The organism is Caloramator sp. Dgby_cultured_2 (genome assembly GCF_028872215.1).
Taxonomy (GTDB): Bacteria; Bacillota; Clostridia; order Clostridiales; family Caloramatoraceae; genus Caloramator; species Caloramator australicus.
In genome coordinates, this window is the sequence record NZ_CP118396.1 from 2,462,501 (window position 1) to 2,483,001 (window position 20,501).

Here is a 20,501-nt window from a genome sequence, read left to right on the forward strand (position 1 = left end):
CTACTCGCCGAAAACCTAAGGTTTCCTCGGGAAGGCTCGTCCGCTGAGGGTTAGTCGGGACCTAAGCCGAGGCCGAAAGGCGTAGGTGATGGACAATCGGTTGATATTCCGATACCACCAGTAGCCGTTTGAGAGATGGGGTGACGCAGGAGGATAGGCTGAGCGCACGGATGGATATGTGCGTCCAAGGCGCAAGGCGTGCCTCCTAGGCAAATCCGGGAGGATAAGCTGAGTGCTTGATGGGGAGTCGTAAGACGAAGCAGCTGATTTCACACTGCCGAGAAAAGCCTCTATCGAGGATGCTGGTGCCCGTACCGCAAACCGACACAGGTAGGTGAGGAGAGAATCCTAAGGCGAGCGGGAGAACCCTTGTTAAGGAACTCGGCAAATTGACCCCGTAACTTCGGGAGAAGGGGTGCCTACCGCAAGGTAGGCCGCAGAGAATAGGCCCAGGCGACTGTTTAGCAAAAACACAGGTCTCTGCTAAGTCGAAAGACGATGTATAGGGGCTGACGCCTGCCCGGTGCTGGAAGGTTAAGGGGAAGGGTGAGCGAAGCTCTGAACCGAAGCCCCAGTAAACGGCGGCCGTAACTATAACGGTCCTAAGGTAGCGAAATTCCTTGTCGGGTAAGTTCCGACCCGCACGAATGGCGTAACGACCTGGGCGCTGTCTCAACAAGGGACCCGGCGAAATTGTAGTACAAGTGAAGATGCTTGCTACCCGCGATTGGACGGAAAGACCCCGTAGAGCTTTACTGCAGCTTAGCATTGGGTTTCGGTATTGTCTGTACAGGATAGGTGGGAGGCAGAGAAGTAGCGTCGCTAGGCGCTATGGAGCCGACGTTGGGATACCACCCTGATGATACTGAAGCCCTAACCGGAGGCTTTGAAGCAAGTCACGGGACATTGTTAGGCGGGCAGTTTGACTGGGGCGGTCGCCTCCTAAAGAGTAACGGAGGCGCCCAAAGGTTCCCTCAGTGCGGTTGGAAATCGCGCGTAGAGTGCAAAGGCAGAAGGGAGCCTAACTGTGAGACTGACAAGTCGAGCAGTGACGAAAGTCGGGCTTAGTGATCCGGTGGTACCGAGTGGAAGGGCCATCGCTCAACGGATAAAAGCTACCTCGGGGATAACAGGCTGATCTCCCCAAGAGTCCACATCGACGGGGAGGTTTGGCACCTCGATGTCGGCTCGTCGCATCCTGGGGCTGAAGTAGGTCCCAAGGGTTGGGCTGTTCGCCCATTAAAGCGGCACGCGAGCTGGGTTCAGAACGTCGTGAGACAGTTCGGTCCCTATCCGTCGCGGGCGTAGGAAATTTGAGGGGAGCTGTCCTTAGTACGAGAGGACCGGGATGGACGAACCTCTGGTGCACCAGTTGTCATGCCAATGGCACAGCTGGGTAGCCAAGTTCGGAAGGGATAAGCGCTGAAGGCATCTAAGCGCGAAGCCCACCCCAAGATGAGATTTCCCACGCGGAAGCGAGTAAGACCCCTGGAAGAACTATCAGGTTGATAGGCCAGAGGTGTAAGCGTCGTGAGGCGTTTAGCTGACTGGTACTAATAGGTCGAGGGCTTGATCTTATTGTGCAGTTTAATCCGGTGGTGATAGAGGTAGGGAAACACCCGTTCCCATTCCGAACACGAAGGTTAAGCCTACCTACGCCGATGGTACTAGGCTGGAGACGGCCTGGGAGAGTAGGTGACTGCCGGGTAAATTTAAAGCCTCAACCGAAATGGTTGAGGCTTTTTACTTGTGGTGCCTGGCACTTAAGTTTAAGATTTTACTGTTTTTTATGATTTTCAAACTGAGTAATTACCCTATCAAGTTTTTCTTCGATGGATTTTAATTTTTTAGTATGTTTGTTATGTATAAAAATGCTATAATTAAAATTATTATAGGTAGTCCTATGTTTGTTAAAAGAGCTAAAATATCGATTAAATTCATTTGATATCCCCCTAAATATATTATAAAATATATTAACAAATTACACAATAAATGTAAATACTTTGATAATGGATAATACATAAAAAGACTAAATAAAATTAGGAGGTGAAGCCTTTTAGGCGGACTATGAAGGAAATCAAACTACATGGAAATAGTATAATAATTGGGAAAGATTCACTAGAATACATTAAAGGATTGCAAATAAAAGGGCCTTTATTGTAACTGGTGGAAATTCGATGTTTAAAAATGGCGCTATTGATAGACTTACGAATATTTTAAGAGATGTAGATGCTGAATATGAATTATTTTGCAAAGTTAAAAAGAACCCATCAATAAATACAGTATTGGATGCTATAGAAAAAATGAAGGAATTTCAACCGGATACAGTAATAGGAATAGGTGGAGGCTCTCCTATAGATGTTGCTAAAGCTGCTGCAGTGTTTTATGAATATCCAGAACTTGATATAAAGAATCCTGATAATTTGATCCTTCCTAAAATGAGAAAAAAGGTAAGACTTATTGCAATCCCATCAACATCAGGAACGGGAACTGAGGTTACAAGGGCATCGGTGTTAACTTATGATGATATGAATTTAAAAATAGGGTTAAAGTGTGATGCCTTTATACCTGATGTCGCTGTTTTAGATGCTGCTTTAACTCTTTCAATGCCCAAAAGCATAGTAGCGGAAACTGGGATGGATGCCTTAACCCATGCAATTGAATGCTATATAAATAAAAATATAGATGAATTTACTGAAGTTCTAGCTGAAGGTGCGATAAAAGGCTTAATTAGATATTTGCCTTTATCTTATGAATATGAAAACTATGATTTTAGAGAAAAGGTTCACATATACAGCTCTATGGCAGGATGTGCCTTTTCAAATGTTGGGCTTGGCATGGCCCATGGAATTTCCCACGCATTAGGTGGCAGGTTCGACCTTTCCCATGGTCTTTTAAACGCTATTGCCCTTCCTTATGTGCTTTTGTTTAATTCAAGGGATGAAAAGGTAAAAGAAAGATTAAATAACATAAGCAGCATGATAGGCAATGATATAATAGAAGAGATAATAAAGCTAAATAGAAAGATAGGCATCCCTTTATCGTTAAAGGATGCTAGCCTTGATGAAGGAGAATTTTTAAATGAATTTGAATCATTATTAGAAAACTCTATGAAGGGGTCAACAAGGGTAAACCCTGCTAAGGTTACCCTTGATGATATGAGAGTAATCCTAAGGTCTATTTATTATGGCAGATTAGAGGATTTGAAAATCCAGTCATAGGCTGTAAGTGCAAGGGCACATGATGCTTTTATCATCATGTCCTTTGCATAGTTTTTTATTGTGGCTTCTTTAAATTCTATGGTTCCATACCTTTCACCATTTTCACATATTCCAATATAAGGATGAACTGTAGGAATCCTATGACTTATAAGGCCTATGTCTAAACTTAAAGCTGAAGATAACGGACCATGGATGTTTATTATGCCGCATTCCTTAAGATTATGGGAGGTAAGCTTTATAAGTTCAACATTTTTCTTAAAGGGCATATAATCTGCTTGAACTTTATAATCAAAATCACATGAGTATACTTTAGAAATAAATTTAGCACTTTCTATTATTTTATCCTTTATCTTTTCAAGAACCATCATATCGGTGGCCTTTACTCCAATTGTGCATTCTGATTTTTCAGGTATTATGAAGATATCTTGATTGTCGCAGTTGATGACGTAATTTACAAGATGGGAATTAAATTCGCTTTTAAGATCCTGAATGATATCTAAAAATTTAATTATAGGATTTAAAGATGATATTCCTTCATTAGGGTTAAGATTAAAACTTGCTCTTTTTCCAGTAAACTCAAATTTCATTATGCTCATGGCCATTGAGCCTACGCTTTCGTAAGTTTTTCACCTGGATGGGCACAAATTATTAAATCCAAGTCATCAAATATATGCCTATTCGATAAAGTAATTTTTAAGGGTAAAGATTCTTCCTTAGGAAGTCCATAGATAATTATTTTAGAATCAATTTTATCTAGGATCCTAGTTAAGCCTAATGCGCCGCCTATATTCATTACGCATTGAATATTATGACCGTTTGTATATCCTTCCTTAAGGGCTTCAAACTCGCAAAAAAGCCTATTTTCTTGCTGCCATTTCCTATTTCCGCAATAAATGTGTTTTCTATTTGCTGAATGTTATTGTTAATGAAAAAGCCATTTTCTTTTAAAAATGTTGATAGAATATTAAAGGCTTTTTTTCGTGATCTTTATCGATATTAATGTTATATAAGTCATCTAAAAGTGCATATAGCTTATCCTTTGAGCTTTCAATATAACCCTTTATTAGATTCCTTTCGATATTTGACATAATTTCACCTCAGGAATATTATTTACATTAATAAGAAATATATGCCTAAGATGTTCACAAGTTTAACGCAATATGATATATTGAAAATAATAGAACTAAGGAGGTTTCTATGGATACGCCGCTTATTAATGGTTTGTTAGAATATATTAGTCAGAGGAATGTTCCCTTTCATATGCCGGGGCATAAAAATAATGCTAATGAATTTAAAGAGCTAAATATAATTCAGGACAATATTTTTAAAATGGACCTTACTGAAGTTGAAGGAGTTGATAATCTCCACTCACCAGAGGGAATTATAAAGGATGCTCAGGGAAACTTTCTAAATGTCTTAAGTCTAAGGAAAGCTTTATGCTTGTAAATGGAAGCACTTCAGGGATTTATAGCATGATTCTTGGCCTTACAAAGCCTAAAGATAAAATCATAATTCAAAGAAATTGCCACAGATCCGTTTATTCAGCAGCTTTCTTGGGTGATTTAGAAGTTGAATATATAAATCCTTCGGTATTAAAGGATTTTAACATCCCGGTTTCAATAAACTTAGATGAAGCCTTTAAGGTTATAGAAAAAAATAAGGACGCAAAGGCTATAGTAGTTACTTATCCTACATATTACGGAACGTGTTTGGATTTAAAAAGGCTAATAGAATATGCCCATAGGTTTAATATACTTGTTTTGGTGGATGAGGCCCACGTGCCCATTTCCCCTTTAACTCTAAACTCCCAAAGAGTGCGATGGAACTTGGTGCTGATGTTTCTGTCAATAGCTTTCACAAAACATTGCCATCTTTAACACAAACGGCTGTTTTAAATGTAAATCATGGAGTTGATTCAACAGGAATAAAATATATGCTAAAAATTTTTCAATCTACAAGTCCTTCCTATATATTGATGTCCTCGATAGACGCTGCAAGAAGCATTATGGAGGGGAAGGAGAAAGGCTTTTAGATGAGGTTATTGGATATATTGAAGATTTAAAAAGGGATATAAGGTATGTTGATGGCTTTAAGATTTTAGATGAAAATTATATCGAAAAAGCAAATATTTATGACATAGATAGAACCAGGATAGTGATAAATTCAAATTTAGGAGGGAAAACTTTAGAAAGCATTTTAAGAAGAGAACACAATATTCAAGTTGAAATGTCGGATCTTTACAACATAGTTCTTATTGGAAGCGTCGCAGATAAAAAGGAATTTTATGATAGTCTAAGAAATGCATTGTTAAAGATAAAAGATAAATTTCAAGGACACAAAAATACTGATTTTACAAGCAAAAATGTTAACTATCAAAAAGTCCTATCCCTTAGGGATGCCTATTATATGCCTAAAAGACGGGTAAAGATTAAGGAGGCAAAGGGACTAATAAGCGGAGAGATGGTGGTGCCATATCCTCCTGGTATTCCAATATTAGTTCCGGGGAAATTATAACTCAAGATATAATAGATTTAATAGATGAGTATAAATCAAGCGGAATAACCTTAAACGGAATAGACGATGTAAACGGAGAATATATTTTAGTAGTAAACGGAGGGTAGTAAATGGGAAAACTTATAATAATAGATGGAACAGATGGAAGCGGCAAAGCAACTCAAACCCAAAGGTTATTTGAAAGGTTAAAGGCGGAAGGAATAAGGGTAAAAAAGTTGAGTTTCCAAACTATAAAAGTGAATCAAGTTCCTTAATTAAAATGTATCTTAATGGAGATTTTGGCAAAAATCCTGAGGATGTTAATCCCTATGCGGCTTCATGCTTCTACGCTGTCGACAGATTTGCAAGCTACAAGATGGAATGGGAGGAGTTTTATAAAGCTGATGGAGTTATAATAGCAGATAGATATGTAACATCCAATATGGTCCATCAGGCAGCAAAGATAAACGACTTAAAAGAAAAGGTATACTTTTTGGATTGGCTTTATGACCTTGAATATAATAAATTTAATCTTCCTAAGCCGGATCTTGTTATTTTTCTCGATGTTCCTCCGGATATAAGTTTAAATTTAATTAAAGATAGACCGAGCAAAATGTCAGGGGACATTAAAAAGGACATACATGAAAAAATTCAGAATATATTTTAACATCCTATAAGAATGCTGTTTTTGTGCTGAAAAATATGGCTGGAGGAAAATTCGATGCTATAGAGACGGAAACTTAAGGACTATTGAGGATATACATGAGGATATTTATAAAGAAGTTAAAAAAATATTATAAAGGGGTGTTTTTATGAAGCTTGTTATAGCGATAGTTCATGACGAGGATGCTTATGAGCTTGTTGACAATATAACGGAAAAAGGATTTCAAGTTACAAAGCTTGCAACGACTGGGGGATTTTTAAAATCAGGAAATACTACCCTTATGATAGGCGTTGAAAAGGAAAGGGTAGAGGAAGTTCTAGACATCATTAAAAATGTATGTAAGACTAGAAAAACCATAATATCTGCTCCATCACCTGTTATGGGAACAGCTGGAGTTTTTGTTCCTAATCCTATGGAGGTTACAATAGGAGGAGCAACTGTCTTTGTTTTAGATGTCGATAGATTTGAAAAATTTTAGGAGTGATTTGGCTTGTTTGAAGTAGTTGGACAAAATAAACTTAAGGAGGTCTTTGATAAAATATTAAAATTCGGTTCCCTTGTAAATTCTTATATTTTAAAGGGACCTGAGGGAATTGGAAAAAGGAATTTTGCCCTTTATATGGCAGCTAAAATATTATGTAAAACCAACGATGCCTGTGGAGTATGTCCTTCATGTATTAAGATTAAGCATTTCAATCATCCTGATGTCATCATACTTTCAAAAAAGGATAAAACTATAGGTGTTGAAGACATAGAAGAAATTATAGAAAGGATTCAGATAAAACCCTACGAAGGGGATAAAAAGGTGGTTATAATAGAAAACTTTGAAAATACCACTATTCAAGCTCAAAACAAATTTTTAAAGACTTTAGAGGAACCCGTAGAGGACACAATAATAATTCTTACAGCTAATCACTTAAATTCAGTTTTGGAAACTATAATTTCAAGGTGCCAAATTTTTAGTTTAAATAGAGTGGATAGTGAAGAAATACAAAGATATTTGATTAAAAGGGAGTAAACAGCGAAAAGGCAAGGGTTATAGCAAAACTAAGCGATGGCATAATTGGAATAGCTGAAAAATATTTAAATGAGGAATATGCTAATTTAAGAAACGATGTAATAAACATTGCCACCAAAATTACAAATATTGAGGGTTTGGAGATGACGGAAATAGTAAGATTCTTTGATGATAAAAGGGATTATATTGATGAAATACTGGATATGCTAATAACATGGTTTAGGGATGTTTTGATGTATAAGATCACTTACAATAAGGATGTTCTGATAAATGAAGATTATTTTGAAAGAATAATTGAAGAAAGCAAAATACTTTCTTATAATAAAATAAATGGGATAATTGATATAATCAAAAGAACAAAAGAAAAACTGAACTATTATTCAAATTATCAACTTACAATCGAAGCAATGCTTTTGAATATACAGGAGGTTTAATATGGTAACAGTAGTAGGCGTAAGATTTAAAAGGGCCGGTAAGATATATTATTTTGATCCAGACAACTTAGACATAAATATAGGGGATTATGTTATTGTTGAAACAGCTCGTGGTCTTGAATACGGTGAGGTAGTTATCGGGAAAAGAGAAGTTCCTGAGGAGGATATTGTAGCTCCTTTAAAAAAGGTGTTGAGGGTTGCAACCGATGAGGATAAAATGAAACATTTAGAAAATAAAGCAAAGGAAGAGACCGCCTTTGATATATGTCTTAAAAAAATAGCTGAGCATGGTCTTCCTATGAAACTGATTGATGTAGAATATACCTTTGACAACAATAAAGTTATATTCTACTTTGTGGCAGAGGGAAGGGTTGATTTTAGAGAGCTTGTTAAGGACCTTGCTGCTATTTTTAGAACTAGAATTGAGTTAAGGCAAATTGGGGTAAGGGACCAGGCAAAGATGGTTGGAGGCCTTGGGCCCTGTGGAAGACCTATGTGCTGTGCCCATTTTTAGGGGAATTTGAACCTGTTTCAATCAAAATGGCAAAGGAGCAGAATTTATCATTAAATCCATCTAAGATATCAGGCGTTTGTGGAAGGCTTATGTGCTGTTTAAACTATGAACAGGAAACCTACGAAGAAATTCGCAAAAAACTCCAACCATTGGTTCTATTGTAAGGACCCCTGATGGCGAAGGAGAAGTTGTAGAAAACAGCATCGTTCATGAAAGGGTTAAGGTTAAACTTAATAAGGAAAACGAGGTTGAAATAAAGGCGTATTCAATATATGATGTGGAACTTATTGAAGGAGAATATGAATTTAAAGAAATATCGGAGGAAGAATTGAAGCAGGAAATAGAAGAAATAGGAGAAGAGGGGTTAAACGACCTTTAGAAGAGTAATTGGAACATTTGACATTTATTTTATTTGTGATAAAATATATTTGAAAAGTGATAGGGGGTGAAAATATGGCATACAAAATTACAGATGCTTGCATAAACTGTGGAGCATGTGCAGCTGAATGCCCTGTTTCATGCATAAGCCAAGGAGATACAATCTATGTTATCGATGCATCAGCTTGCATAGATTGTGGAAACTGCGCTAATGTTTGTCCAGTAGGAGCTCCAGTTCAAGAATAATACATAAAAAGGCTGCTGATCTTCAGCAGCCTTTTTGTTGGCATAAAAAGGATTTCTAAAAAATTACAAAAAATTTGTGCGTCATTAAAATAATATATATAATTATAAATAACTATTATGTTAATAATAGTTAACAATTTTAAATAGGAGGATTTATTCATGGCAGTCAACCAAGCATTAATTAAAAGCAATTCTGAACTAAAAGCTGCAGCAAGAGAGCAGTTAAAGGGAAATTGGGGAGTGTCAATATTAATTTGCGTAATAGCAGGACTTATAGGAAGTCTTATTGGATTTATTCCTTATGTTGGGCCGGTTTTAGGCATTATAATTTCTGGACCACTTGCCCTTGGGCTTGCTATAAGTTTTTTAAAATTAGCAAGAAGAGAACCATTTAAACTTGAAAATTTATTCGACGGCTTTAAAAATTTTAAAACGGCATTTTTAACCCAACTTCTTATTGCTATATTTATTTTTTATGGACATTGCTTTTTATAATTCCAGGAATTATCGCTGGTTTCAATTATGCTATGGCTTTTTATATAATAAGTGATAATCCTGAAATTGGCGCAATGGAGGCCATAAGGAAAAGTAAAGAAATGATGCGTGGCTTTAGATGGAAGCTATTTAGCCTATATTTTAGTTTCATAGGTTGGACCCTTTTATGCGTCCTCACACTTGGCATTGGATTTTTATGGTTACAACCGTATATAAATACATCTGTTGCAAATTTTTATCAAAATTTGAAGGAAGTTTGTGCAGATCAAAAGGAAAATAAGATACCTCAAGAACAAGAAAATATGCCTACAGATGTAGAATGATGGGTAGATACAAAAGTATCTACCCTATCTTTATAAGGAAAAGTATACTTTTTATTAGCTTTAAATATGCTATAATGTATGAGAAATCGTTTGCATAAGGGGGATTATGATGAAAAAGAGATGACAGCATTTTTATTAGTTTTTTTATTATTTTATTAGCCTTTATTTTTCTAAGGAGTAGGTTGGGATCTAAAAGTTCAATAAAAGTATTTAAGGAAGGGAATCGGATAGTTATTAAAAAGGGAGAGGATATTAAAATAATAGAACTTTATGATGATAATATCATAAGAGTTGATTATCTTCCTAAAGGTGAAGAAAGCCAGGATACATTGGTAATTCAGGGTTTTCAGTCACAAGTTACAAAGATAGATTTTGAATTTAATTCAGGGGATATAGAATTGAATGGTTATAGGATAAATATAAACGAGGATACAGGAATGATTAGCATATTTGATGATGAGAATAAATTGATATTAAAGGAAGATGAAAAAAATACATATAAAGACAAGGTAAAATTTATCCACAATGCAGGGGATAACTTTTATGGAATAGATAGTTTTAATGTGGATCAAAAATCAAGTTTTAAACTAATATTAAGAAACAGTGGGGAAATGCAATTGCAGGAAAACAAGGACATGCAGGTGGGCCCTTTGTATGGTCAACTTCTGGTTATGGCATTTTAGTTGATTCTGATTCAGAAGGGGCATGGTTTGATATAAACGATGAATATGTTGAGTTTTTAGGTAATTCTAAAAGGGATTTTGAATATTTTGTTTTCCTTGGGGAGCCTAAGGATATATTTAGGGCTTTGTTTAAAATAAGCGGAAGATATCCTTTATTTCCTAAATGGTCGATGGGATTTATGAATACTGAGTGGGGAATAGATGAAAGGGAGCTTATAGAGACTATAGATACATACAGAAAAAGGAAATTCCTATAGATGCATTTGTCCTTGATTTTGATTGGAAGGCGTGGGGAGAAGAATTAGGGGAATTTCGATGGAATCAAAATAAGTTTCCAAACGGTCAAAGTGGAAGGTTAGCGGAAATTTTAAGAAAAAAGGAATTAAACTTGCAGGTATCTTTAAACCAAGGATTCATATTGATACAAAATCAGGTAAATTTGCTTTAGAGAAGGGATATTTTGTTGACAAGAAGCCCTATGAGGATTATTTTTCAAAGAAGTTAGTTAATGACCTTGACTTTTCTAAAGAGAAAGTTAGAAAATGGTTTTTGAAAATACAAAGGAGGCCTTTAACTCAGGAATAATAGGCTATTGGAATGATGAGGCGGATGAGGTTAACAATACCCAGTTTTTAAATATGCAAAGGGCCCTATATGAAGGACAAAGGGATTACACTAACAAAAGGGTATGGTCTTTGAATAGAAACTTCTTTTTAGGTTCCCAAAGATATTCCTACGGAATTTGGTCAGGGGATATAGATGCATCTTCTTATACTATGGCAGCTCAAAGGGAAAGGCTTTTAAGTTCAGTGAACATTGGAGCTGTAAAGTGGGGAATGGATACTGGAGGATTTAGAGGGAGCCTTCAGAGGAGACATATATAAGATGGGTTCAGTTTAGTGCCTTTACACCTATATTTAGGGTGCATGGAGATTTAAATCAGCAAAGACAGCCATGGGTATTCGGCAAAAGAGCAGAGGATTTATGTAGAGAAGCTATAAGATTAAGGTATAAATTAATTCCGTATATATATGCCTACGAAAGAAAACTTTATGATGAAGGATTCCCCTTGTAAGACCTTTGGTATTTGATTATCCTAAGGATAAAAATGTAATAAACTATGTGGATGCATGGATGTTTGGGGAATATCTTTTAGTGTCTCCTGTTGTTGAGGAGGGGCAAACAGAAAAGGAAATATATCTTCCTGAGGGGAATGGATAGATTATTTTAAAGGAACAGTATATAAAGGTGGACAAAATATTAAATATAAAGTAAATTTAGATACCCTTGAAGATATTCCTCTTTTATAAAAAAGGTGCCATAATTCCAACGCAGGATGTAGTAAATTATGTTGAGGAAAAGAAGATAGAGAATATTTATTTAGATATATTCCCGGATTATAAGTGGAGCTTTTTGACTATTACGATGATGACGGAGAAACATATAACTATGAGAAGGGAGAATATTTTAAACAAAGAATAGGTGCTATAGATGCTAAAGACTATGTTGAAGTAAATATATCAGAAAAAGAAGGAAGTTTTGTGCCACATTTAAAATATTATTTGATTAGACTACACAGGAATAATTTAAATGAAGTTAAAGTAAATGATATAAGCATTACTAAATTAAATAATTTAGAAGAGCTTTTGAGCTTTGAAGGAGAAGGGTATTTTAAGACAAGGGACAAATTCGGAGAAGTATTATGCATTAAGATAAAGACAGGTCTGAATAAAAATATCATTATAAAATAAAGGGAACGCTTTAGCGTTCCCTTTATTTTTAAGGCATACAAAGAGGTGCATAAGAATAATTATTTATGAGAAAACAAATCCTTTGGAGGTCTATATGAATTATATTTATGTTTATGCTCTTTTAATACTTTTGGGAATTGTGATTTTTTTAGGGTGTGTTTTTATAAAAATATAATTTTAAAGTTACAAAGGTGAAACCTAAGCTAACTTTAGCGATTTTAACTAAAAATAATGAGAAGTTGTTAGATACGATTTTAAATTATGATATTAGTTTTTGATGAGATATACATTTTTGACATCGGTTCTATCGATAATACTTTAGTAGTAGCAAGGGAGCATTCGAAAAAGGATAAAAGGATAATAGTAAAGGATATTAAAAGGGCAAGCATGTATAATGATTATTATAGCATAATAAGAAATAGTCTAAAGAGCGATTCGGTATTACTCCTCAATCTTATCGGCATCGATAAAGAAAATCCCCATGTTTATATTCCGGATATCTTTAAACCCATTAACGAGTTTAAAAATAAAGCAAAAATAAAGTTGGATTCAAGGATCAATGGGATATTTTTGCTTGAGCATGATATGCTTGAAAGGCAAAAAATAACTTGATTTTAAATGAGTATATTCAAAGGGCTTTAATAAATATAAAAGAAAGTTTAAAGGTGAATTCAAAATATGGTGAAAGGGATGAAGAAATATCTTATATCGATAAAGTAATCTATGAGATAGATCTTTTAATAAAGCTTATGGGGATTACCATAAAAAATGATGGGGAATTAGATGAGAACTTAGCAAAGATATTCAAGGAATACAGTGAAAAAAATAGGGTCCTAATTAATTTCAAAATAATTGGGAAAACGAGGTATTTCAATGAAACTATAAATAATTTAATATTGCAAATTGTTCAAGAACTTCTCTATGCGGTGTTTCATTTTAATTATTCTATATATCTTGATGTTTATGAAAGATATGGGAAAATTTATTTTCTTATGTTGAAGTTTGATTGGATAGGTAATTTTGAGGATTTTATAAACAATAAAAATAGCCTTAGCTATTATGTTTTGCAATCAATTAAAAACAGATTAAATTTAATTTCGGGAGACTTAAAAATAAAGAATAGGGGTAACAAGGTAAATATTTTAATTGAAATACCTGTAAAGAAAATAATAAAAGATATCTGCAATAGATAATATTAATCTTGAATAAGCACAAAGTAATTATATCCTACATAAGCTAATTTAAGAAGGAAGTTTATGGAGGCTTAAAGTTGATTGGAATTTTGTGTAATAATTCAGATATGGATTTTTTAAAGATTTTGTTGAAAAAAATGTTAAGAATGAGGAAGTTTTGATTTTTAATATACAAGATTTAGACTATGAAAAAACAATGTAAAAGGAATATTAATTAAAAAAGATATTATAATATATGACTATTTCAAAATACCCGATATAATCTTTAATTTTTCAATCCAGTATAATAGATTAAATATTAAAAAGCTAAGAAATTTAGTTGAAGATGAAAAAATTAAAGTGTTCAATTCTAGCAATAATGTTAATCAATACATGATTTATGAGATATTAAATTCAAATGAAGTTTTTAAGCCCTATATTAAGAGTTATATGATCAAAGATAAAAATACTATCTTATTAGAGGCGAATTTTATAAAAAATAATATAATTATTCCTATTAAAGGGACAAAGAATTTTATTTATATTGAGAAGTCTGGAGAATATTATGAGATTTATAAAGAAAACAATATTGAAGAAGTGTCAAAATTAGGTTTTAAAAATAGTCTAAATAGGGTTCTTAAAAAGAAAAGATTTTTAGTTATAGATTCACCTAAATTGATTAAGAATAATCAGCCTTTTATTATTAGAGTATACCTTCAATCAGATAAAAAACAAAGCCTAATACTTTATGAGATACCCTTGTTTGAAAAATATAACTTATCATCAAATATTACACAATTAGTTGAGGTATTAAGCATCAAGATGTTTGACTATATTAAGAAATTTTTACCAAATTTATTTTTGATTTATTTCGATTTTATATTTGATTTAGGCGAAAATCCATATTTTTTAAGAATGGGAGGAGCAGATATAAGCTTATTTAATGATAAGATAAAAAATGAAATATATAAAAATATTATTGAATTAAGCTTTGCATTAGAATAAAGGGGAGCTTATTATGTGGGTTGTTTTTGAAACTGTTAATGATGGAAGGTCGGTAATTTATCTACCCTTTGATAATCTAAAAAATTATATGCAAGTCCATTTTGGTAAGAATAGAGAGATTGCTAAGGTTATAAGAATAATGGGGAAGAACTTAAATTCTACCTACGAAAATCCTATAAAGATAAAAATAAGTTCCTCCTTAAAGGAAAAATTATTAATTAAAGAAACGTTAAAATATAGATTAATAGTTAAAGAAAATTCGATAATAATAGGGCCTGTTATAGGATTTTTGCTTGGCAGCCACAATAATTTATATAGTCCTATTCATATGGAAAAATATTCAGATAGATTTGGGATATATGATAAGGTTGGAGGATTAATATATGCCTTTTCACCTAACACTGTCGATTGGGAAAATAGAAAAATATATGGACTTTATTACAACATTAATAATTTAAAATGGGAATATGGCGTTTTTCCATTCCCTGATGTCGTATATAGAAGAAATTTTCATTCAAGTAATTTAATTATTAAAAGATTGAGATTAGAACTTAATGATAGGGTGTTTAATTCCCATAGATTTAATAAATATGAACTTTACGAGTTTTTGAGAAAGGACGATTATTTTAAAAGATATTTACCTTTAACAAAAATATCTAATGAAGAAAATGTAATTTTTATGTTGGAGGGATTTGAAAAGGTAATTTTTAAACCTATAGATCTTTCAAGAGGAAGAGGTATATTAATAGCTGAAAGGGAAGGAGATAAAGTAAAAATATATGATTATAGAAAAAAGGAAGATAGCATACTTAAAATAGAAAAAAATGTTTTTATGAACTTTTTAAAGGAAAACAAATTGTTAAGCGATAAATATTTAGTTCAACAATATATTAAGCTTAAAAAATATAAAGACTGTTTTTTGATATTAGAATTGTAATGCAAAAGGGTGAGAACAAAGCATGGGACTGTTCCGGGATTGAATGCAGGGTAGCCAAGATAAATACCATGGTAACAAATATCTCAAAAGGAGCTACTGCCCATAGTATAGATAGCGTTTACAAAAGTTTATTTAACGATAGAGCTGAGGAGGAAAAGAGAAACTTAATCGATTTTTGCAAAAATTTATGTAGTTATTTAGATACTATGGGTGAAATTTTTGGGGAATTTGGGATAGATGTTGCTTTAGATGAAGAAGATAATTTCTGGGTTATAGAGGTTAATGTTTTCCCAAGCTTTAAAGGATTTAAGCAGATGGATTATTTGACATATTTAAATATTAGATATAATCCACTTCTTTATGCAAAATCATTAACCGAATTTGAAGGTGATTAGATGAAACTTAAAATTATTCAAAATAAGGGCTGTATTTATTTTCCTGAAGAAATTCAAGAAAAATACAATTTAAATGAAGAAATTAAAATTTGCCATGGTAAGTTAACATCAAGGGCTATTATAAAAAGCACAAAAGAAGAATTAGCTATAAGTCAAGATTTAGCAGATTTATTAAAGATAAAGGAAGTCGATTATGATTTTAAGATAATAAACAGTGAAATGATTATTTTAGGACCGGTTGTAGGAATACTTGCAAAAAGGAATTTTTCCGCATTAACTTTAAAATATTTAAGTAGGATGGAAAGATTTGCAATAAATTGCACCAAGGGTTTATTAATAGTCTTTTCCTTAGATAAAATAAAGGATTCTTTCGTTAGGGGATATTATTTTAATCCAGAAAAAATAAATTTGAGGAGGCAGAACTTCCATTCCCTTTATCTGTTTATAGAAGGATTGGTTTAAGTTTGTTTGAAAAAAACATGTTACAATCCATTATAGGGAAAAGTTATTTTAATAGTCATTTTTTAAATAAATATGAGGTATATAAGTTATTATCGCAATTTGAAGATCTAAAAGCACACATCCCATATACAATTCTTTATAAAAATCCTAGTGATTTATTTGAAATGATAGATAAATTTAAAATAATTTATGCAAAGCCTATTTTAGGGCTTCAGGGAAGGAAGGTATATAAAATTTCAAAGGAAGAAGGATATATTAAATTAAGATTTAGAGAAGAAGGATTAAATAAAATAGCAATAATAAATATCCATCAGGCAGATGTAATCGATGAATATATTAAAAGTGGAAATTTTATTCTTCAACAGGGTATAGATTTAATTCAATATGAAGGTAGGAGTTTAGATTTAAGATGTATAATGACAAAGGATAGAAGCAATACTTGGATTTTAAATGGAATTGTAGTAAGGGTGGCTCCACAAGGCAGTATTGTAACAAATGTTTCAAGCGGTGGAGGAGCTTATATGTTTGAGGACTTTTGTATAAATAACATGGGATTTTCGGATGTTTATACTTTTTACTCAAGGAAAAGATAGATATTTTTGCAGGAGGATTTGTGATTGCTTGGATAATTTGGGATATAATATGGGTTATTTAGGGATAGATATTGGAGTTGATAAATATCATAATGTTTTTTGATAGAAATAAACTCGAGGGATCCTGATGCAACCATTGCTTTAGATGCACAAAATACTCTTTTATATTATGATATAAAGGCTAATATAGTGGATTATTTGAATTATCTATCAGGTTTTGGGGATGGTTAGATGATTTATAGAATAGAATTCAATGAGGATATATATGCTTTATTACCCTTTAAAATTGACTCTATCGAAAAAATATATATTTCGGCAGTAAAAATGTTAAAGTAAAATTAAGATGGGGTAAAGGATTAAAAAATAAAATAATTTTTCCTAAATCTTTGAAGGAGGAACTTTTAATTAAAGAAAAATTATTATATCAAATTATTATTGGAGACTCTATAAAAATAGGTCCATTGATAGGAATTTTAGTAGACAAAAGGACAGAAACATTGAAGAATAATCTAGATGATTATATTTCATATTTTTTACTTTATAGTAGATTTTATGGAGTAGTTTTTTATTTGCTCTAGATGGAATAGATTTTAAAAGGGGACTGTTACGGGATTTTATTTTAATCCCTTTAGTGATAATAATTTTATTTATGATACTTTGCCTCTGCCCTACTTTGTATTTAGGAGAATAGGATTAAATGAAAAACAAAGGGAATATTTATTAAATAATACTTTACTTTATAATTCATATTACTTTGATAAATGGGAATTCTATAACTTAATTAAAGATAAAGTAAATACGCCTGAGACAAAAATTTATAACAAAGAAAATTTACAATTCATGTTAAATCAGTATAAAGAAGTGTTTTTAAAAAGCAAAACGGAAGTATGGGGATTGATATATATAAAATAATAAAATCGCAGGAAGAATATATGTTAAAGGGTAAATTTGACAGATCATATTCTTCATATAAAAGTTTAGATGATTTGATGAAGACATTAAATTTGAAAGGTTACCTTATTCAAAGAGCTGTGAAACCTATTAAGGACGAAAACAGGTGTTCAGATATAAGAGTTATAATGCAGAAGGATGATACTTTAAAATGGAAGTTAGTGTCTATGATAGTTTACCTTGGAAAAAGAGACGGAATTTGTTCAAACTATCAAAGGTATGGATATACATTAAAATTTGAAGAATTTTTGTTGATAAGTTGGGGTTAGGGTATGATAAAGTATTTAGAATAAAAAAGGCTATAGAAGAGGAGTGCAAAAAGGTATGCAATCTTATGGATACTATCGGAAATTTTTGCGATGTAGGGATAGACGTTATAGTAGATGAGGATTATAATATATGGATAATCGAGGCAAATAAAAGGCATGATCATAGAATGGTTTTATCTTTAAATGATAAAATAGGCTATTACCAAATAAAAGGCAACCCAATTAAATTTGGAGTTAAAAAAGCGGGTTTGAATTATTTTAATAAAAATTAATTTTAAAAGGGAAAATAATATACAGAAGAAAATGAAGGGGTGATTATATGCATGAAATTTTTAAAAGAAGAAGCATAAGAAAATATCTTGATAAACCTGTTGCTAAAGAGGATATAGATGACCTTTAAGGGCAGCTATGGCAGCACCGCCGGCAGGAAATGAACAGCCGTGGGAGTTTATAGTTGTTGATGATAAAAATGTTTTAAAAAGAATTGCAGATGTTCATCCATATGCTAAAATGCTCTATGAAGCTCCTGTTGCTATAGTAGTTTGTGGCGACTTAAATAAAGAAAAGTATAAGGGTTTTTGGGTTCAGGATTGTTCAGCTGCAACTCAGAATATCCTGCTTGAAGCAACGGATAAGGGGCTTGGAGCTGTTTGGATTGGAGTATATCCAGATGATACAAGGGTTAAGGATATATCCAATATCTTCGGTATTCCATCAAATGTAATCCCATTATCCATAGTAGCTGTAGGATATCCTGCTCAGGAAATGCAGGAAGTTGATAGGTTTGATCCTCAAAAATACATTATAATAAGTGGTAAAGGTCCAAATTTTTGGGCCTTTTTTATTTGAATTTAACTTTATTAAAGGATAAAATGTAAATAAAGGGGGATTATGATGAGGGCCGACTATGCTATTTTAAAATATCAAAAGAAATTTATTTTAAATAGGTTTAAAGCAGTAGAATATTCTGAGGGAGCAAAGGAACATATAGATGAACTTGAGAAAATATTTAAAAGGGATATAAATAAACCCTTTGAATATTTTTATTATTTTAAACTTAATAATAGCAAATACTGCTTTGCAAGAGCCTTTTCTAAGGAAGGAAGTAGCAACGATTATACCGTAGAATGCCTTTTATTTGACGATATAGACTTTTATCCCTTTAAACTTTTTGATTGCAAAATAGAATATTCTCAATATGCGGATATAACTTTAAATGAGTTTAATCTTGAGGCTTTGAAAACTATTTCGGAGAATAGAGGGATTTACATTTTAATTTCCAAACTGATAGATGGAGAAAAGGTTAATATAATATTTGACGATTATAAAACTTTGTTAGTAGCGTTATATCATGCTTTTCCAGTAAAATTTGCAAAGGATATATATTTTACAACAGATGAGGCTTTCCCTAAAGAGGTTGATATAAAATTTGTGAAGGGAATAAACACTTCAAATGCTATTAATTTAAACGAAGGTAAAATTTTAAAAGGCAGGGGATATGAGGTTACTAACTTGATTGAACTGGCATATACCATTAATATAAATTATCTATTTGATTTTCATAGTTTTTTAGAACAATTTGAACTTAAAAAATTGGCCCTGATATAGATAATCTATATTGGTTATACAAGATGATAGGAATGGATGTAAAGGAAATAGATAGGGAAATTCTAATTAGAATTATAGGATTTTCCTTTAATTTACCTGATGAAAATATATTTGAAATCTTTAAGTCATTAGAAAAAAATTTTGAAGTATTAATAACAAAGCTTAATGTTTATGATTGTGATGTAATGCTAAAGTTTTTAATAAAGAATTTAGATTCTGATAATTTATTTGTAATTCAAAGAAGCCAAGAGCTAATAACATTTCTTTTAGATGAGATGATATTAAAGGATATAGACTTAAATTCTTTTATCGATAAAGTTGATGAATTGTTTAATATTATAAAGGATAAAGGACTTTATTTTATCAAATCAAACTTAAAGGAAGAAAGAATAGAATTTATCAATGCAATTTTAAATAAAATCGAAGATTCAAAAATTCACTACTTTTATTTATACATTACAATTAAATCTCTACTTGAACTTGATTATACCTTTGAAAAGGCTTTAAAAAATGAAGGGATAAGAAGTTTAATAGAAAAATCTTTAAATGTAATATTTGAGGATATAGATAAGAGCAAGTCTTTATTAAATTTGGTATCAAATAGTCCGGAGTTTTTTAGCAATTTATTTATTATTTTATTCGACAAGTCTGAGAATGAATTAAAACAAGCTGCTCTCATTGGAATTTTAATTTCAATTATAGATCAAAAGGATGAATTTATATCCTACCAGTTAAGAAGGGAAATAAAAAACAAAAATTCTGAAGTATTATATGAAGAATTTAAATTAAGGCTTGAAAATGTGGAAGACAAAGTGAAGTTTTTGAATTTTATACTGAAAATGTTTTAGAAAAGTTCGATGATTTTTATAGAGAATATTTTGAAAAAATT

28 protein-coding genes, 2 rRNA genes and 5 pseudogenes (1 of these 35 cut by a window edge) are annotated in these 20,501 nt (G+C 32.2%); 33 read left to right on the forward strand and 2 right to left on the reverse strand.

The features are described 5' to 3' along the window. The 3 genes from PWK10_RS17210 to PWK10_RS17220 form a co-directional block, all read left to right on the forward strand. Positions 1–1,577: ribosomal RNA gene (locus tag PWK10_RS17210) — 23S ribosomal RNA — on the forward strand; it begins 1,324 nt to the left of the window's first position. A 14-nt stretch (positions 1,578–1,591) separates the two neighbouring features. Further along, positions 1,592–1,708: ribosomal RNA gene (gene rrf, locus PWK10_RS17215) — 5S ribosomal RNA — on the forward strand. A gap of 469 nt (positions 1,709–2,177) precedes the next feature. Beyond that, complete coding sequence (locus PWK10_RS17220) at positions 2,178–3,221, forward strand: iron-containing alcohol dehydrogenase (RefSeq protein ID WP_274766873.1); 1,044 nt, start codon at positions 2,178–2,180, stop codon at positions 3,219–3,221. Here the strand turns inward: PWK10_RS17220 and PWK10_RS17225 are convergent. Together PWK10_RS17225 and PWK10_RS17230 are read right to left on the reverse strand one after the other, a co-directional pair. Continuing rightward, a complete protein-coding gene (locus PWK10_RS17225) occupies positions 3,185–3,823 on the reverse strand; it encodes a hypothetical protein (RefSeq protein ID WP_274766874.1) in 639 nt (212 codons plus the stop codon). The two genes, PWK10_RS17220 and PWK10_RS17225, sit on opposite strands and share 37 nt — an antisense overlap. A 342-nt stretch (positions 3,824–4,165) precedes the next feature. After that, a complete protein-coding gene (locus tag PWK10_RS17230; protein WP_274766875.1) occupies positions 4,166–4,309 on the reverse strand; it encodes a hypothetical protein in 144 nt (47 codons plus the stop codon). A gap of 172 nt (positions 4,310–4,481) precedes the next feature. Between PWK10_RS17230 and PWK10_RS20215 the strand changes: the two are divergent. From PWK10_RS20215 to PWK10_RS17375, 30 genes and pseudogenes are all read left to right on the forward strand, one after another. Next, positions 4,482–5,253 (forward strand): annotated as a pseudogene (locus PWK10_RS20215) (aminotransferase class I/II-fold pyridoxal phosphate-dependent enzyme). A 122-nt stretch (positions 5,254–5,375) separates the two neighbouring features. Next, entirely contained in the window at positions 5,376–5,735 is a 360-nt protein-coding gene (locus tag PWK10_RS17245; protein WP_274766878.1) for an Orn/Lys/Arg family decarboxylase, read from the forward strand. A gap of 110 nt (positions 5,736–5,845) precedes the next feature. Beyond that, positions 5,846–6,514: pseudogene (locus PWK10_RS17250) on the forward strand (dTMP kinase). A gap of 12 nt (positions 6,515–6,526) precedes the next feature. After that, positions 6,527–6,856, forward strand: a complete 330-nt coding sequence (locus PWK10_RS17255) for a cyclic-di-AMP receptor (protein WP_008908277.1) — start codon at positions 6,527–6,529, stop codon at positions 6,854–6,856. Positions 6,857–6,868: 12 nt separating this feature from the next. After that, complete coding sequence (locus PWK10_RS17260) at positions 6,869–7,396, forward strand: AAA family ATPase (RefSeq protein ID WP_274766879.1); 528 nt, start codon at positions 6,869–6,871, stop codon at positions 7,394–7,396. Positions 7,397–7,539: 143 nt separating this feature from the next. Further along, entirely contained in the window at positions 7,540–7,830 is a 291-nt protein-coding gene (locus tag PWK10_RS17265) for a DNA polymerase III subunit delta' C-terminal domain-containing protein (protein ID WP_274766880.1), read from the forward strand. A 1-nt stretch (position 7,831) separates the two neighbouring features. Beyond that, positions 7,832–8,723, forward strand: a pseudogene (locus PWK10_RS17270) (PSP1 domain-containing protein). Positions 8,724–8,797: 74 nt separating this feature from the next. Beyond that, a complete protein-coding gene (locus PWK10_RS17275) occupies positions 8,798–8,968 on the forward strand; it encodes a DUF362 domain-containing protein (RefSeq protein WP_008908280.1) in 171 nt (56 codons plus the stop codon). A gap of 159 nt (positions 8,969–9,127) precedes the next feature. Further along, positions 9,128–9,786 (forward strand): annotated as a pseudogene (locus tag PWK10_RS17280) (DUF975 family protein). A 182-nt stretch (positions 9,787–9,968) separates the two neighbouring features. Further along, positions 9,969–10,469: an alpha-glucosidase domain-containing protein gene (locus PWK10_RS17285; protein ID WP_274766881.1), complete on the forward strand. Its 501-nt coding sequence runs from the start codon at positions 9,969–9,971 to the stop codon at positions 10,467–10,469. A 125-nt stretch (positions 10,470–10,594) separates the two neighbouring features. Then, positions 10,595–10,726 (forward strand): hypothetical protein, encoded by a 132-nt coding sequence (locus tag PWK10_RS17290; protein WP_274766882.1) that lies wholly within the window; start codon positions 10,595–10,597, stop codon positions 10,724–10,726. After that, on the forward strand, positions 10,723–10,917 hold the full coding sequence (locus tag PWK10_RS19090; RefSeq protein WP_342455828.1) for a hypothetical protein: 195 nt from the start codon (positions 10,723–10,725) through the stop codon (positions 10,915–10,917). Before PWK10_RS17290 ends, PWK10_RS19090 begins: the two co-directional genes overlap by 4 nt. Before the next feature lie 94 nt (positions 10,918–11,011). Further along, positions 11,012–11,353: a TIM-barrel domain-containing protein gene (locus PWK10_RS17295; protein WP_274766883.1), complete on the forward strand. Its 342-nt coding sequence runs from the start codon at positions 11,012–11,014 to the stop codon at positions 11,351–11,353. 38 nt (positions 11,354–11,391) lie between these two features. After that, positions 11,392–11,544, forward strand: a complete 153-nt coding sequence (locus PWK10_RS19095; protein WP_342455568.1) for a TIM-barrel domain-containing protein — start codon at positions 11,392–11,394, stop codon at positions 11,542–11,544. Positions 11,545–11,549: 5 nt separating this feature from the next. After that, positions 11,550–11,690 carry a hypothetical protein gene (locus PWK10_RS19100; RefSeq protein WP_342455569.1) on the forward strand — a complete coding sequence of 47 codons (141 nt, stop codon included), beginning with the start codon at positions 11,550–11,552 and terminating at the stop codon, positions 11,688–11,690. A 182-nt stretch (positions 11,691–11,872) separates the two neighbouring features. After that, positions 11,873–12,220 carry a DUF5110 domain-containing protein gene (locus tag PWK10_RS17305; RefSeq protein WP_274766884.1) on the forward strand — a complete coding sequence of 116 codons (348 nt, stop codon included), beginning with the start codon at positions 11,873–11,875 and terminating at the stop codon, positions 12,218–12,220. A gap of 261 nt (positions 12,221–12,481) precedes the next feature. Beyond that, positions 12,482–12,832, forward strand: a complete 351-nt coding sequence (locus PWK10_RS17310; RefSeq protein ID WP_274766885.1) for a hypothetical protein — start codon at positions 12,482–12,484, stop codon at positions 12,830–12,832. Next, the gene (locus PWK10_RS17315; protein ID WP_274766886.1) at positions 12,829–13,413 is read left to right on the forward strand and encodes a hypothetical protein; all 585 of its coding nucleotides are present in this window, start codon (positions 12,829–12,831) and stop codon (positions 13,411–13,413) included. The genes PWK10_RS17310 and PWK10_RS17315 overlap by 4 nt, the downstream gene beginning before the upstream one ends. A 339-nt stretch (positions 13,414–13,752) precedes the next feature. Beyond that, on the forward strand, positions 13,753–14,397 hold the full coding sequence (locus PWK10_RS17320; RefSeq protein WP_274766887.1) for a hypothetical protein: 645 nt from the start codon (positions 13,753–13,755) through the stop codon (positions 14,395–14,397). Between the two features lie 13 nt (positions 14,398–14,410). Continuing rightward, complete coding sequence (locus tag PWK10_RS17325) at positions 14,411–15,334, forward strand: YheC/YheD family protein (protein WP_274766888.1); 924 nt, start codon at positions 14,411–14,413, stop codon at positions 15,332–15,334. Then, complete coding sequence (locus tag PWK10_RS17330) at positions 15,334–15,729, forward strand: YheC/YheD family protein (RefSeq protein ID WP_274766889.1); 396 nt, start codon at positions 15,334–15,336, stop codon at positions 15,727–15,729. The genes PWK10_RS17325 and PWK10_RS17330 overlap by 1 nt, the downstream gene beginning before the upstream one ends. Then, positions 15,730–16,191 (forward strand): hypothetical protein, encoded by a 462-nt coding sequence (locus PWK10_RS17335; RefSeq protein WP_274766890.1) that lies wholly within the window; start codon positions 15,730–15,732, stop codon positions 16,189–16,191. 17 nt (positions 16,192–16,208) lie between these two features. Continuing rightward, positions 16,209–16,784 carry a YheC/YheD family protein gene (locus PWK10_RS17340; RefSeq protein ID WP_274768361.1) on the forward strand — a complete coding sequence of 192 codons (576 nt, stop codon included), beginning with the start codon at positions 16,209–16,211 and terminating at the stop codon, positions 16,782–16,784. A gap of 99 nt (positions 16,785–16,883) precedes the next feature. Continuing rightward, complete coding sequence (locus PWK10_RS17345) at positions 16,884–17,015, forward strand: hypothetical protein (protein ID WP_274766891.1); 132 nt, start codon at positions 16,884–16,886, stop codon at positions 17,013–17,015. 155 nt (positions 17,016–17,170) lie between these two features. Continuing rightward, positions 17,171–17,362, forward strand: coding sequence for a hypothetical protein (locus PWK10_RS17350; RefSeq protein WP_274766892.1), 192 nt, complete (start codon positions 17,171–17,173; stop codon positions 17,360–17,362). A 79-nt stretch (positions 17,363–17,441) separates the two neighbouring features. After that, a pseudogene (locus tag PWK10_RS19105) lies at positions 17,442–18,004 on the forward strand (YheC/YheD family protein). After that, positions 17,995–18,276, forward strand: coding sequence for a YheC/YheD family protein (locus PWK10_RS17360; protein ID WP_274766894.1), 282 nt, complete (start codon positions 17,995–17,997; stop codon positions 18,274–18,276). The pseudogene PWK10_RS19105 and the gene PWK10_RS17360 overlap by 10 nt, the downstream one beginning before the upstream one ends. A 136-nt stretch (positions 18,277–18,412) precedes the next feature. After that, positions 18,413–18,853 carry a nitroreductase family protein gene (locus tag PWK10_RS17365; protein WP_342455570.1) on the forward strand — a complete coding sequence of 147 codons (441 nt, stop codon included), beginning with the start codon at positions 18,413–18,415 and terminating at the stop codon, positions 18,851–18,853. A gap of 45 nt (positions 18,854–18,898) precedes the next feature. Beyond that, entirely contained in the window at positions 18,899–19,612 is a 714-nt protein-coding gene (locus tag PWK10_RS17370) for a hypothetical protein (RefSeq protein ID WP_274766895.1), read from the forward strand. 32 nt (positions 19,613–19,644) lie between these two features. Beyond that, positions 19,645–20,460 carry a hypothetical protein gene (locus PWK10_RS17375; RefSeq protein ID WP_274766896.1) on the forward strand — a complete coding sequence of 272 codons (816 nt, stop codon included), beginning with the start codon at positions 19,645–19,647 and terminating at the stop codon, positions 20,458–20,460. Positions 20,461–20,501: the final 41 nt, after the last annotated feature.

Coding starts and splice junctions, on each gene's coding strand:
- PWK10_RS17220 (WP_274766873.1), top strand. CDS start 2,178: ATGTTTAAAAATGGCGCTATTGATAGACTTACGAATATTTTAAGAGAT.
- PWK10_RS17225 (WP_274766874.1), bottom strand. CDS start 3,823: ATGGCCATGAGCATAATGAAATTTGAGTTTACTGGAAAAAGAGCAAGT.
- PWK10_RS17230 (WP_274766875.1), bottom strand. CDS start 4,309: ATGTCAAATATCGAAAGGAATCTAATAAAGGGTTATATTGAAAGCTCA.
- PWK10_RS17255 (WP_008908277.1), top strand. CDS start 6,527: ATGAAGCTTGTTATAGCGATAGTTCATGACGAGGATGCTTATGAGCTT.
- PWK10_RS17265 (WP_274766880.1), top strand. CDS start 7,540: ATGACGGAAATAGTAAGATTCTTTGATGATAAAAGGGATTATATTGAT.
- PWK10_RS17275 (WP_008908280.1), top strand. CDS start 8,798: ATGGCATACAAAATTACAGATGCTTGCATAAACTGTGGAGCATGTGCA.
- PWK10_RS17295 (WP_274766883.1), top strand. CDS start 11,012: ATGGTTTTTGAAAATACAAAGGAGGCCTTTAACTCAGGAATAATAGGC.
- PWK10_RS17310 (WP_274766885.1), top strand. CDS start 12,482: ATGATATTAGTTTTTGATGAGATATACATTTTTGACATCGGTTCTATC.
- PWK10_RS17325 (WP_274766888.1), top strand. CDS start 14,411: ATGTGGGTTGTTTTTGAAACTGTTAATGATGGAAGGTCGGTAATTTAT.
- PWK10_RS17330 (WP_274766889.1), top strand. CDS start 15,334: ATGCAAAAGGGTGAGAACAAAGCATGGGACTGTTCCGGGATTGAATGC.
- PWK10_RS17335 (WP_274766890.1), top strand. CDS start 15,730: ATGAAACTTAAAATTATTCAAAATAAGGGCTGTATTTATTTTCCTGAA.
- PWK10_RS17340 (WP_274768361.1), top strand. CDS start 16,209: ATGTTACAATCCATTATAGGGAAAAGTTATTTTAATAGTCATTTTTTA.
- PWK10_RS17365 (WP_342455570.1), top strand. CDS start 18,413: ATGGCAGCACCGCCGGCAGGAAATGAACAGCCGTGGGAGTTTATAGTT.
- PWK10_RS17370 (WP_274766895.1), top strand. CDS start 18,899: ATGAGGGCCGACTATGCTATTTTAAAATATCAAAAGAAATTTATTTTA.
- PWK10_RS17375 (WP_274766896.1), top strand. CDS start 19,645: ATGGATGTAAAGGAAATAGATAGGGAAATTCTAATTAGAATTATAGGA.